This is a genomic window from Pedobacter sp. KBW06 (assembly GCF_003852525.1).
In the GTDB taxonomy this organism is placed as follows: domain Bacteria; phylum Bacteroidota; class Bacteroidia; order Sphingobacteriales; family Sphingobacteriaceae; genus Pedobacter.
The window spans coordinates 1,217,565-1,230,858 of sequence record NZ_QAJL01000001.1; the positions used below are offsets into that span (position 1 = coordinate 1,217,565).

Genomic DNA, 13,294 nt, shown 5'->3' on the forward strand with positions numbered 1-13,294 from the left:
TCTTGTTTAAAAATTGGCGTTCAATCCTATCGTGACCGACCGCGGTCTTGGATATGGCGACCAGTCGAATCCCGGAGTCAGGGCAGTATGTCTCGTCGAAACCTCCGGATCCAGACCGGAATACTTGGTCCAGGTGATGAGGTTCTGAGCAGACACAGAAAACCGCAGGCTCTTCATTTTTAAAGATTTCATTACCGATACCGGTAATTTATAGCCAAGAGACACCGTTTTTAACCGGATAAAAGAGCCGTCTTCTATCGTACGGGAAGAATAATAGGCCGGGCCTTGTCCGCCTAACCGGTATAAATCATTCGTCTGATTTTCAGGGGTCCATCGATTTGCAAAGGAAGCAAACATGTTCAGCAGGTTTCTCTGGGTAGGATCTCCCCCCTCAAACTCTATGCGATTGGCATTTAAGATGTCATTGCCATAGCTCCATTGCAGGAAAACATTCAGGTCAAAATTACCATAGCTGAAGTTGTTGCTAAAACCGCCGATATGAACAGGATTTGGATCCCCTATTACACTGCGGTCTGCATCATCGATCTGGCCATCCCCATTAATGTCCTTAAACCTGATGTCGCCGGGAAGGATATTCGCCCTTGGATTTCCATTGTTTGGCACATTTGGCTTCAATACATAACTTCCATTTGGCTGAACATCAAAATCGCTATACTGATAAACACCATCGAACTTCATCCCATAAAACTGGGCAATGGGCTTTCCCGGAACAGCAATGTATGGGAAGGCATTGTTAAAGTTCCCCCAGGTTACTCTCGATAGCAGGTTTGGCTCGTCGTCATTCAGGGCAAGCACTTTGTTTCTGTTAAAGGCAATGTTGAAACTGGAACTCCAGGAGAACTTCTCTCCCTTAATGTTATTCGTGGTAATGCTCAGCTCAATACCACTGTTGGAGACCTTACCTACATTTTTAAATGCGGTTAAGAAACCCATACTTGGTGGCAAGGTGGCATTCAACAACAGGTCATGTGTTTTTTTATGGTAGTAATCAGCAGTTAGGGAGATTCTGTCTTTAAAGAAACTCAGGTCGATCCCAACATTAGATTGCACCGTTGTTTCCCATTTCAACTTTGTATTTCCAAGGTTCACCGGCACGATTCCTTTTCCCGGAACATTTCCTGAAGGATATCCCGATGAAGGCAACATTTTCAAAGCGGTAAGGGCAGCATAGTCATCCACCCGGTTATTCCCGGTATGTCCATATCCTATCCTCAGTTTTCCATCACTTAAAAAGCCGAGTTTCTTCATAAATGGCTCGTCGGTAAAGCGCCAGGCAAATGCTCCTGAAGGAAAATAGGCCCATCTGTTTTCTGTCGGAAACCTGGACGACCCATCAGAGCGGAAAGACACCGTAATTAAATATTTCGATTTATAATTGTAGTCTATTCTTCCAAGGTAGGACAGCAAACCGTTCCTCAGGTCTGAAGTTGGTGCCACCGTAATCTGCCCCTCGCCTATTCCATTCATGCCCAGCGATTCGTTGGGAATCAGAATGGAAGAAAAGCCGTTGGAATAGTTCCGGACATCCTGCATCGTTAAACCGGCAAGCACCTTTAAGGAATGTCCTCCTTTAAATTTGGTTTGATAGGTCAGTGTATTTTCATTCAGAAGGTTTGTGATGTCGGTATTGTTAACCGAACCGTTTACTTTATTATTGTTGTTTGGATTTCCAAGACGGGAGGAAGAATTATTAAAAATCTCCTGTCTGATGTTTGCCTTGTTCAGTCCGCCGGTAATTCTTAACGACAGGTTTTTCAAGATTTTATAATCCAGGTAAGAATTGATCACCAGGGTATTATTGAAAAGCGGCTTATACTCGTTCTGCGCAGCAAGGAGTGGATTGATCCGGTAATCGGCAGTCGCGCTTAAATCCGGGTCATAAAGCTCATCGATCATATTGGCATCGAAATCAATATTTCCCGTCACCGGACGAAAGCCCCAGGCGCTATACATTAAACTGGCAGTAGGACTGGTTTGCGACTCTGCCACCACTGTTCCGAATTTCTTTGAGGACACATAGTTCAGGTTTACGCCTGCTTTCAGCTTTTTATTGACCACCTGATCCAGCACGATACGCCCCTGGTAACGGCGAAATCCGCTATTGATAATGAGCCCCGGTTGTTCTAACACCGATCCCGAAAGCGCATATTTCGTTTGTTCTGTCCCTCCGCGTAAGGAAAGGCTATGGTTCTGAATATGGGCATTGCGAAAAATCTGATCCTGCCAGTTGATCCCTTTCCGGTCTCTGTAGCTTTCGAGTGTTTGCCCGTTTTTAAGGTAAATGTCCCCGTACAATTCCGGGTTTAATTCCAGCTGATATTTCACAAACTCGTAAGGGCTCAATACGGCTTGTTGTTTGATGATGGAATTGATTCCTGCCCAGCCGTCATAGCTGATTTGCGGCTCGCCGGCTTTTCCTTTTTTGGTCGTGATCAATATAACGCCGTTGGCACCACGTGCCCCGTAAATGGCAGTCGCCGAAGCGTCTTTCAGAACTTCAATAGATTCAATTTCTTCGCTGTTGATGCTGTTGGCCACAGCACTTTCCGTAGGAAAACCATCGATGACATATAAAGGTGCATTGTCCTGGGTAACAGAATTGGCTCCCCGAATCACGATATTGAGTTCATTTCCCGGTTGCCCGTCAGTAGAAGACACCTGGACCCCGGCAATTCTACCTGCCAGAGCTTCGGTAAAAGTACCCACAGGGGCTTTGTTCATGTCTTTTATGTTTGCTGAACCCACCGAGCCGGTCAGGTCCCGTTTTGCAGCGGTACCGTAGCCAATCACGATCACTTCATTCAATCCTTTGGGATCTTCATTTAGCTTCACATTATAGGTGCTTCCTGCTGCTAAAGTGAGCTCTTTTGCCACAAAGCCGACATAGGAGAACACCAAAATTCCTTTCCCACCGGGAACGCCAATTCTATAGACACCATTGTTATCGGAAGAAACGACCGTTGTTTTCCCCTTTAACTGGACGCTAACACCAATAAGGGGCTTTCCTTCCTCATCGGATATTGTTCCGGTGATCAGTTTGACAGGTAAACCTGACTGTCCGTAGAGCAATTGCAGGGACATACAGAGGACCATTGATAACAATAGCCTTGTTCCAAAAATCGGGTAAATTTTTCTCATGCACTTAGTTTATATTTGGTTATTTGGTTCAGGATCATTGGATCCGGGGTTTTATCTTCCCCGGATCTCTGGCGGTTTATGCCGAAAATAGCAAAACAAGGTTATCTAAAGGATAACAAATGCTTTACGCAGGTTCATAAAAACCTAACTATAGCATCGGATTGCAAATAATGCAGCCGGAATCTCCGCCGATGGATGTTCAAATTGCAAAGTCAGTTCATCGGTTAACAGGGTCTCTTTCAGCTCAATAATATTGATGGATTGGTAATTGTCTTTTTTCACAAAGAGCTGATTTCCGTTCCCATCTGTGATGGTATAATTTCTAATACAAAAAGGCATTGTTCTTTCCGGATGAGTCATCAGCACGGATTCCATAGGATGATCGTAATCGGTATCAAAACAAAGTTCTATTCTGTTGATGCTCCTTTGATCCGCCCATTTTAAAGAGATCTCCGGTTTTTCATCACTGATGCTTGATACCCAGGCATTGGGTTCAGTGACCGGCCTGCCGATTCCATTTTTTAATTGCTCAACTGTGAAGGGATGTAATGGCGGATCTATTTTTAAGGCGATATTATGTCCTTCAGGCCTGCGTTGCGGGCACCAGAATTCAAACTCGTCTACGCCAATATCTTCTGTTGGTTTTTGACTGCCGAAATTTGAAACTGCTTTATTTACGGAGTTGAAAACAGACAACACGCCTGTGATGCGGGTATTGGAGAAGCCGAGTTTAACCGCAGGATTTTTCCGGAAACAAAGGTATACATAGGCATTTTCGTTCAGCTTGCTACCAAAGGTTGTACTTAATACCTGCCTGCCTGTTTTTACCGGAATTTGCTGGATTTCTAACAATTCATCCGGACTAAAGTTCCCGGATTTAGCACTGATTCTGAGTTCTACCTGTAAGGTAGTTTCTTCCGATGATTCCAGTTTAAAGGTAAAGGAAGGAATTTTACCAGCCTGCAAAGGGATCATTTGTCCGGCCGAGATGTCGAGGTTCTTCATGAAATCAAAAGGAATTTCATCGAGCTGCATTTCAGTGGAAGCGGTAATACTTGCGGATTGAACCAGGTCTGTTGCATCAATTAATGTTAATCCCGGAATGTGCTGACCGCTCTTCATCAGTTCGAGCTGCAGGGATTTCATGATTCCCTGTTCATTAAGTTCTCTGGGTTGCAGCTTGTTTTTCTTTGCAATAAAGGCGGCCATGCCAACGGCTTGTCCGAGGTACGCTCCTGTTGCCATTACCCTCGAAGAGGCAAAAGCGACATGGCTTGCACTGATGATCCGGCCGGTAAGGAAGAGGTTCTTGATGTTTCTGCTGTAAAGACACCTGTAAGGAATCTGATAAATGCCCTTGCTATGCCATTGATTGCAGCCTGGTTTATTGCTAAACACCCCATCTGCCGGATGCAGGTCAATAGACCAGCCCCCATATCCGATGGCATCTTCGTGCAAATGCTGGGAAACGATATCCTGCTGATTGAGCATGTAATCGCCTTCAAATCTCCGGCTTTCTCTTTTTCCGGGGATGCTTCCCACCCATTCCAAAGTCATGGTTTCTGCCTCAGGAAATTCGCCAGAATTTTTAATGTAATTCCATACGCCGTATACGACCTTCCAAAGCTCCTGTTTGATGTTTTCACTTTCATGAACGGTATCCATACGTCCGCCATATTCCAGCCACCAGAGTTTGCATCCAAACTCTTTGGCATTGAAACTTTTGAACCTTGGGATCTTGGTAATGTCGGCCAATGCAAAGGAAGGTGCGATGTACCTGACAGGTTTTCCGGTGTCTTTGCTGTAGAAATAAATGCTATGTCCCAGCAGTTCTCCGTATTCCTGGTCAGGCGCAAACTTCTCTCCGAATTCATCTTTATTCTCTGCACCCATTCTAAATGCAGCACCTGCTAAAAAGCCTAAGATGCCATCGCCTGAAGCGTCACAAAAGAGATTGGCAGTTAAGATGTATTCGGTTGAATTCTGACTGCAGAAACATTTCACGGAAGAAATTTCATCGGCATCAGATTTTTCAAGATCATAGACCACTGTATTTAAAAGCAGTTTAATATTGGGTTCCTGATATATTTTATCGAGTAATACGGTATCAAAAATTACGGGGTTACCTTCGGGATTACGTTGCATATTTTCGAGGAGGATTTCATCAACCACTCCTCCTTCTCTGGCCCAGCGGTTGTTGTTTCCCATATGGGATGTTGCGCCCAGGATCCATAACCTCACTTCACTTGAGGAGTTGCCGCCTAAAACCGGCCTGTCCTGTACAAGCGCTACTTTGAGTCCTTTTCGTGCAGCGGTGATGGCACAGCATACACCGGATAAACCTCCTCCTACAACTACCAGGTCATAGCCGGCAGATGCTGATTTAACAGTTCTTTTCTTTTGAGATTCTTCCCTGATCATTTAGAAATATATTTGGTATTGGATTCAAATGTATCCGGTACCTGATAATTACGTATTGAAAATCAGGGCAAAATAAATTGGGAGCGCTCCCAATTTTAGGGACCGCTCCCATGAAACAGATTTTATGATATATTTGATTTACATGAAAAATCATCAAATCACCATATTTGACCTGGCCAGAGAGCTGAACATCTCTAAATCAACGGTATCGAGGGTATTGACGGGTCATCCAAACGTACACCCGGACACCAGGAAAAGGGTGCTGGACCTGGCGGAGAAACTGGATTACCAGCGCAATATGATTGCGATACAATTGGCGACGCAACAAAGCAAGACCATTGGGATTATCATTCCCGAGATTTTGAGTTCGTACTTTCCACATGTAATTGCCGCGATTCAGGAGGAAGCACGAAATGAAGGATACAATGTGATCATCAGTCAGTCTAATGAGTCGTATGAGACGGAAGTAACAAATGCGAAGGTCATGCTGGATAACCGGGTGGACGGGGTGATTGTGTCTATTACTAAGGAAACATTGAACTTCGATCATTTGAAAGTGTTTCAGAAAAAAGGAATCCCGATCGTGTTTTTTAACAGGGTGTGTAATGAGATGGTGGTACCGAAGGTGATTGTGGATGATTATGAAGGGGCATTCGGCGCAGTGGAACATTTGATCTTGTCGGGCAGAAAAAGGATAGCCCATTTGTCCGGCCCCTCATCATTGGCGATCAGCGTAAAAAGATTGAATGGTTATCTCGCGGCCCTGAAGAAACACAATATTCCGGCAGATCCGGAACTGATCATATCTTATGATTTCAGTAAGGAAAAAATAGCCATCTATGTGAATCATCTGATTAATTTAGCCAATCCACCAGATGCAATTTTTGCCATCAATGATCCTACTGCGATTGATACAATTCAGATTATTAAAAAGAATGGTTTGAGCGTCCCGGAAGACATTGCTGTTGTTGGATTTAGTGATGATTATGTTTCTGCACTGATTGAACCACCGTTGACTACGGTTGCGCAGCCGGTGCGAGAGATTGGGATCACTGCAGCCCAGTTGTTGTTTGATCAGATCAAAAAGGATTCTTCGCAATGGAAGACGCCGGTTAAGGTGCTGAAGACGAAGTTAATTATTAGAAAATCATCATAAACCGATTACTTATCAACCATCATGTTACGCATATGATCATGAAAATCAAACAGCTCTCCATCGTCATCTTTACCCTATTCCTTTTCAGTTGCGAAGGCGGATTTGACAAATCATTGATTTCAAATACTGAAAAACTCATTTCTCCCAATGGAGAATATACACTTTGCAGTTATCATGTCGCTAGCCCAATGGCATTTGGTTCAGGCCTCTCCGTTATCAATATATTTAAATCTGATGAAAAATTTGACTTTACAGACCGTGACATTTTAAGATTTGGAAAAGCACTTCCATTTTGGATAAAATGGAAAGACAATAAGACTTTAACTGTTAAATGCTTAATGGCAGGCGATGGATTACAAAAACATCAACCTTATAAAACCGACGTTATAGCCTGGAAAGAATGGATTTTTGAAGTTGAATATTATAGCATGTATTCTTCCGGTGCCACAGGATACTTTTCATTTGAAGACTATTCAATTGATAAAAACAAAATAAAGTTCAAATCAAAAAGTGATTCGCTGGTATTTAATAAAGATGAGGTACAATTTTCATTGGACAGCAACCACATATATGTAAAAGAATTTAAAACCGTTGGTTTTAATAATAAACTGGGACTTTCATTTAGTCATTATGATTTAACCGCAAAAGGAAGTTTTAATCAGAAATTCATTCAGGGAGAACAACCATTTGTAAGAATAAAACCTTAACAGACGTTTTGATTACAGTGTTCCTGAAAGTTTTAGCATTTCGAACTTCTTTAACTTGAGATTTCGTATAAACAGCGTTTAAAAAGCCTTGCTTTCTGTTTAACAAATACTGATACTCCAGTTAATGAATAAAAGTAAGTAGCAGGTTAAACAAAAGAGCCCTGCTTCTTATCGAAAAACGTTTTTTTTGTTTGTGAACCCAACCAGGCGTTTCCCGAACCATTTCCTAACTGATTTGCATTTAACCGGGGTTTCCCCCCCTGCTGCTTTCCTTTCATTCATTACTGCAATACTCAGGCAGGCCTACAACGCTTTAAAATGGCAAAGACGCATCTTGCCGATGCATTTAAACCTCAATAAATGCCATTTACGTTTAATAAAATACTTATATAATTGATTAAATAAATCATAATAAATTATTGATAATTTAAATTAAATCATAAAATTTATATCATGTGATTGGCCGATTCACAAACTAACCATTTGTAAACCATAATTTTAAATTCATTCCTAATGAAAGTTAAATATTTAAGCCTATTGCTTACGGGACTTATTTTTAGTTCTTGTGAAAAAAGTATTCAAAATTCCCAAAATCCGGCATTCCAGGAGTTAGCCACTAAAACCAAATCTGATATTTCCATCGCAGCAACCGGTGTGACTTTAAATGCCGATGGCCCGGGAAATACCTATAGTTTAATCAATAGTGTACTGGGCGGAACAGCCTATGAGGTACCTGATTGCGGACATGCCCAGAACCACATCAGTGAGGTTTTTGATCCCGTACTCAATACCAATGTATTTGTATTTTCCGCACATGTTGCATTGGACGATGACAGATGTCAGGCCACCGATCGTCAGCGTACGGAAATTAAAACTTATGGCCCTTCTCCGGCGAACCTTAAAGCCACTAATGGTGAAACCGTTACGTATCGCTGGAAATTTAAGATAGATGCGGGTTTTAAGGCTTCTTCCAGCTTTACCCATCTTCACCAGATCAAGGCCGGTGATGGTGATGATGCCGGCGCTCCACTGATTACCATTACACCACGTTATGGGGCTAATAATACGGACAAAATGGAGCTGATTCACGTCAACTCTTCAGGTACAAGCACTAAAGTTAAGATTGTTAACCTGGCACCTTTCAAAGGCAATTGGGTAGAAGTTGTAGAAACAATTAAATTTGGTTCCTCCGGGACCTATAACATCGCGATCAATAAAGTAAGTGATGGAACAAGTTTGCTATCCTATAGCAGTTCCAATATAGATTTGTGGAGATCAGGTACAACTTTTTGCCGGCCAAAATGGGGAATTTACCGCAGTCTGAATAATCCTTCCCAATTGAGGGATGAAGACGTTCGTTTTGCTAATTTTTGCATTGCAGAAGGAAGCGCTACCTGCCAGTAGTTTTGCCTGCAGAAATCCCAAAGCACCTATCTTATCGTCTCGATACTAAAGATCATCTTTAATCAGATAAAATTTTCAGCAAACAATTGCTTATTAAAATTTAAAAACCGTTTTTCTTTTAGGAAAACGGCTTTTTAAGCTTGGGCCTAACCACGCGTTTCCCGAACCATTTCCCATCTGGTTTACGTTTTATTGCAGAGTTGATAAGAAAAAATGGTGAATCCAATGATATGCTTCCCAGGGACTCATCGATATAAAATGACGCGTCTCTGCGAATAAAACATCAACTATCTTTAATAAAGTAACGTGAAGCGACATTTTAATCTCTGAAAACTTGTTTCTATGAAAATTTTAGAATGGTTTTAGTATATTTTGGGTAAATCTTCAATGATGTACTTCATTCTTTGAGGAGCAACTTCAAATACGTAAAAATCCTCCCACTGTGCTCCGCTTCGTGATAGTTAGCGGCTTGTAATGCCTGAACATGATTTTTCACCTGAAATCCTATGGGTAACTCAAAGGGCGTATAGCTGACAAATAATCCGGATTCCAGATCTGATTCAAGGTAGTCAACTGTATCAATCAATAAATGTTTCACCTCATTAACATCCGGAGTAATTTTCCAGGAAGCCGGAGACGATCCAATTTTGAAGGACTCCATGAATTCTTTAGAGATATACATTGGCAATCCGCTACGCATATACATATGTCTCTGTTGAGAAGTAATACAATGACCAATTTGCCAAATTATATTATTGTTAAAGCCCTCTGGAATTTTAAACAACATTTCGTAACTACTCGTTTCCATTAATTGCAATAGCCTGGTCCTGCTAGCTCTTAAAATTTCACATTCGAAACGTTCATTAATCATTTAAATTGGTCTAAGTTCTTAATAACGGAAGAAGCCGTAATGTTCTCTAAAGTAAGCTTTTCGCACTAAAGTTCAAACCTTACCTCCTTTTAGGAATCTATGTGCAGATTATACTGACTGATCGTCTATGATACGCTTCACAAAGCCGGGCAAGGCTATTTTAAAGGCATACCGTTCTATAGTATGAAGTAATATGAATACACAAGTGTTTCGTGTTCTATCAAAAACGGTCATTTTCTGATGTACACTTTTGTATTTTCTCAAATGATTACTACTTCAGACCATAACGTTTACATAACATCGTTCTCTTATGCTCCTACTCAAATTCAAACACATCATAATCTTAATTCTTACTCATACTTAAGTGCTTCTACGGGATTAGCATTCGCAGCTTTATAAGCTTGAAAACTAACAGTAAGAAATGCGATCGTGGCAGTCCCTACTATTGATATTAATATAACCAAAAACGATATATTTGTTCGGAATTCAAAATTAGTGAGCCACTTGTTCATCAGATAATAAGCCAAAGGAACGCCAATACAGGCTGCTACAAATACCATTTTAAGGAACGAAACTGACAGCAATCTCATGATATTGCTCACTGAAGCGCCCAACACACGACGCACACCAAATTCCTTCGTTCGCTGTTCCGCGCTGTAAGCCACCAGACCATAAAGCCCCAAGCAAGAAATAAAAATAGCGATGCCGCCAAACAGGTTAGCCAATATGCCCAGTATCTTTTCGGACTGTAATTTTTGGGCGTAAAGATGGTCCACAAACTTAATATCAACTGGATAGGCCGGATTCAGTCGTTTTGTCACGGCTGAAATCAGTTCGACATTCCGACTCAAACTGTTGGCAGGATTAAGACGCATATTGATATTATAGCCTGCGTGCCTGTTAAAATTGATAACCATTGGTTTTCCAGCCTGGTATGGCGAATCCCAAATGAAATCTTTGAAGACCCCAATTACCTTCAAATCGTTGCCATGTAGCTTAACTATAGTGCCAAGGGGACTTTGAAGATTCATCACTTTCACTGCCGAGCTACTCAGCAGAATCCCTGCAGTGTCCGAGGCAAAGTCTTTGGAAAAATCACGCCCTGCGACGAGCTCCACCCCACTAGTCTTGACCAAATCATAAGTAGTTTCCAAGCGGTTGAAAACAACATCCTGTCCTCCCAGAGCCATGTTGGGCCATTCGAATCCCGTAAACCAGTTACTTACGCTTGAAAAACTGCCCGAGGATTGGTTAACGGCGATGACCCCACCAGTTTTGAGGACCTCTGATTTGAAGACCTCATATTTGTGGGAAAGCTCGCCCTCCTGCGGCATTTCTGCCAATAGTTTTGCGTTGTATCCAATCGGCCTGTCCTTGATAAAGCTGATCTGTTTATATATTACCAAGGTAGCTATGATCAGCATAATAGCGAAGCAAAACTGCCCCACAACCAATATCTGCCTCAAATTCACAGGGATTGCCTTTGCCCTTGCGGCCTTTCTTTTTAAATTTGAAACCGGATTGAAAGAAGAGAGGAACAGTGCAGGATATAATCCTGAAAGTAATCCGGTTAACACTACCACACCGAAAATTACCAACCAATCCCAGATATTGCCATAGCCTACGGAAATCTCTATATCTAACAAATTGTTGAACATAGGCAAGGTCAGCTCTACAATGGTTATCGCCACTAACACACTCCCCAATGTCAGTATCATCGCTTCGGTAAGGAATTGTATAACGAGTGAAGTCCTTGTGGCGCCAATAGCTTTCTTGATGCCCACTTCTTTTGCCCTGCGTTCGGATTTGGCAGTCGCCATATTCATAAAATTGATGCAGGCGATAAACAGGATACCAAAGGCCAGACCAATAAATAAATAAATTTTTTCTATGTCACCGCCAGCATTTGTTCCGTTGACGAATTTACCATAGAGGTGCATTTTATTAAATGGAAATATGAAATTTTCCCCTTTCGTATCTTGGCTTCTTTCATTAAATAATCCTTTTATCTTACTGTTGATCAATTCGACTTTTGAAGGGTCGTTTACTTTTACCATCACTGGCCAGCTAAAGCTGCCCCAACTCCAAATTCGGGCATTTTCATTTATCGACTCAAAGAAAGACCAAGGCAATACATAATCGAATTTAAGGGTAGCATTGCCAGGAAAGTTTTTGATCACACCAGTGATGGTAAGGTATCTTTCATTTTTGTATTTGATACTTTTGTTAAGCACATTGACCCCGCCAAACAATAGCTTTGCCGTTTGTTCCGTTACAATAACAGAATTGGGTGCATCAAGTGCAGTAGCGGGATTACCAGCAGAAAATTCGAAATTGAAGATCTTCAGTAGCTCAGGATCTGCAAATACTACCTCCTTTTTGAAGCCTATTCTGCCATTGGCAATGAGAGTCTCCCCACCTCCGGCTATGCGAGCAACCGCATCAACTTCTGGGACACGTTTTCTGATCGCTCCGTCTATGCCATTCCCTGGAGCACCATACGTACTGGTGACTTTTCCTGATGCATCCTGGAAATTGATCATTACCTGATAAACCTTGTCGGAATCTTTGAATCCCTTATCGTAATTCCATTCGTAGTTCACATACAAGAGCAATAAAAGGCATGAGGACAGTCCTATTGCCAGGCCAATAATATTAATTAAAGAAGAAGTCTTATTTCTCCAAAGGTTTCGCAAAGTTATTTTTAAATTCAGGCTGAACATGGGGGCAAAGGTTTATCGGTTAAAGATAAGGTTGAACTATAGTTTACCAAGTTTGTGCCAATAATAATGATGTAGTGTGAAGTGTTTTGGGGACTGATTTGGCAATAAGCAATTAGCAGAAGTGTTCAATATCGAACAGCGGATGAACGATGGCGGACAGTTGGTATAAAACAAAAAATCTCACACCCTACCTAAGAGACCACCGAAGATACTCGATTAAAATATCTAGACATCTCAACTTACTAACTTACAGAAGGCAACTAAAGTACTATCAAAAAACGGTGATTTTCTGATAGTCATCTTTGTATTAATTCATAAACTAAACTTAAATAGAATCGAGTTTAAGAATCAGTTTGTTCCTAGGTAGTCAAACCAGATTCAGTAACCTTTTTAAAATCCTGAAAGCTCATTTCAAAAATTCTTAATTCAATCACCCTAACACACACACAAATGCAATTACACGATTTTCTTTCCACCATCATTACCCTCCTTAAGGAACACAGTTCCCTATTCAAACAATTAGCAGACCGGCAAAACAACAGCCCACAACCGCTCCAGCTGATCTCTCCTCCAAAAGACGAAATTCTCGACCTTAAACAATTCAGGGACCTCATGAACATCGGACCTTCTACCTACAGGCGAAGAATACTGGATGGCACCTTTGTGCCTAAATTAATAGGCGGAAAAAAGTACTTTCTCAAATCGGAGATAGAACACCTCATCCGGCATAAGGAAAACAAGAAACCTAAAAAACCAAAGTAACACCATGAACAACAGCAGCCCACTTGATAAATCAGCAGGCGAAAAACCTGCTGATTTATCCCTTAACATTACTTTAACAAATGTTTATTAC

The 13,294-nt window shown here is 41.6% G+C and carries 8 protein-coding genes; 4 read left to right on the forward strand and 4 right to left on the reverse strand.

Features of this window, described 5'->3' with window-relative positions:
• Window positions 1-6 precede the first annotated feature (6 nt).
• Both DBR43_RS04820 and DBR43_RS04825 read right to left on the reverse strand, forming a co-directional pair.
• Window positions 7-3,159: a SusC/RagA family TonB-linked outer membrane protein gene (locus tag DBR43_RS04820; protein WP_199756955.1), complete on the reverse strand. Its 3,153-nt coding sequence runs from the start codon at window positions 3,157-3,159 to the stop codon at window positions 7-9.
• 144 nt (window positions 3,160-3,303) lie between these two features.
• Entirely contained in the window at window positions 3,304-5,580 is a 2,277-nt protein-coding gene (locus DBR43_RS04825) for an FAD-dependent oxidoreductase (RefSeq protein ID WP_124578425.1), read from the reverse strand.
• A gap of 124 nt (window positions 5,581-5,704) precedes the next feature.
• Between DBR43_RS04825 and DBR43_RS04830 the strand changes: the two genes are divergently transcribed.
• The 3 genes from DBR43_RS04830 (at window position 5,705) to DBR43_RS04840 (ending at window position 8,847) form a co-directional block, all read left to right on the forward strand.
• Window positions 5,705-6,736, forward strand: a complete 1,032-nt coding sequence (locus DBR43_RS04830; protein WP_124578427.1) for a LacI family DNA-binding transcriptional regulator — start codon at window positions 5,705-5,707, stop codon at window positions 6,734-6,736.
• 38 nt (window positions 6,737-6,774) lie between these two features.
• Window positions 6,775-7,443 carry a hypothetical protein gene (locus DBR43_RS04835; RefSeq protein WP_124578429.1) on the forward strand — a complete coding sequence of 223 codons (669 nt, stop codon included), beginning with the start codon at window positions 6,775-6,777 and terminating at the stop codon, window positions 7,441-7,443.
• Window positions 7,444-7,956: 513 nt separating this feature from the next.
• On the forward strand, window positions 7,957-8,847 hold the full coding sequence (locus tag DBR43_RS04840) for a heparin lyase I family protein (RefSeq protein ID WP_124578431.1): 891 nt from the start codon (window positions 7,957-7,959) through the stop codon (window positions 8,845-8,847).
• A 397-nt stretch (window positions 8,848-9,244) separates the two neighbouring features.
• Here DBR43_RS04840 and DBR43_RS04845 read toward each other — a convergent pair whose 3' ends face one another.
• Together DBR43_RS04845 and DBR43_RS04850 are read right to left on the reverse strand one after the other, a co-directional pair.
• Window positions 9,245-9,718 carry a DinB family protein gene (locus tag DBR43_RS04845; protein ID WP_124578433.1) on the reverse strand — a complete coding sequence of 158 codons (474 nt, stop codon included), beginning with the start codon at window positions 9,716-9,718 and terminating at the stop codon, window positions 9,245-9,247.
• A gap of 350 nt (window positions 9,719-10,068) precedes the next feature.
• Window positions 10,069-12,441, reverse strand: a complete 2,373-nt coding sequence (locus DBR43_RS04850) for an ABC transporter permease (protein ID WP_124578435.1) — start codon at window positions 12,439-12,441, stop codon at window positions 10,069-10,071.
• Between the two features lie 450 nt (window positions 12,442-12,891).
• On the opposite strand from DBR43_RS04850, the gene DBR43_RS04855 reads away from it, so the two are divergent.
• Entirely contained in the window at window positions 12,892-13,203 is a 312-nt protein-coding gene (locus DBR43_RS04855) for a hypothetical protein (protein ID WP_124578437.1), read from the forward strand.
• Window positions 13,204-13,294: the final 91 nt, after the last annotated feature.

Coding starts and splice junctions, on each gene's coding strand:
- DBR43_RS04855 (WP_124578437.1), top strand. CDS start 12,892: ATGCAATTACACGATTTTCTTTCCACCATCATTACCCTCCTTAAGGAA.
- DBR43_RS04825 (WP_124578425.1), bottom strand. CDS start 5,580: ATGATCAGGGAAGAATCTCAAAAGAAAAGAACTGTTAAATCAGCATCT.
- DBR43_RS04835 (WP_124578429.1), top strand. CDS start 6,775: ATGAAAATCAAACAGCTCTCCATCGTCATCTTTACCCTATTCCTTTTC.
- DBR43_RS04845 (WP_124578433.1), bottom strand. CDS start 9,718: ATGATTAATGAACGTTTCGAATGTGAAATTTTAAGAGCTAGCAGGACC.
- DBR43_RS04840 (WP_124578431.1), top strand. CDS start 7,957: ATGAAAGTTAAATATTTAAGCCTATTGCTTACGGGACTTATTTTTAGT.
- DBR43_RS04830 (WP_124578427.1), top strand. CDS start 5,705: ATGATATATTTGATTTACATGAAAAATCATCAAATCACCATATTTGAC.
- DBR43_RS04820 (WP_199756955.1), bottom strand. CDS start 3,159: ATGAGAAAAATTTACCCGATTTTTGGAACAAGGCTATTGTTATCAATG.
- DBR43_RS04850 (WP_124578435.1), bottom strand. CDS start 12,441: ATGTTCAGCCTGAATTTAAAAATAACTTTGCGAAACCTTTGGAGAAAT.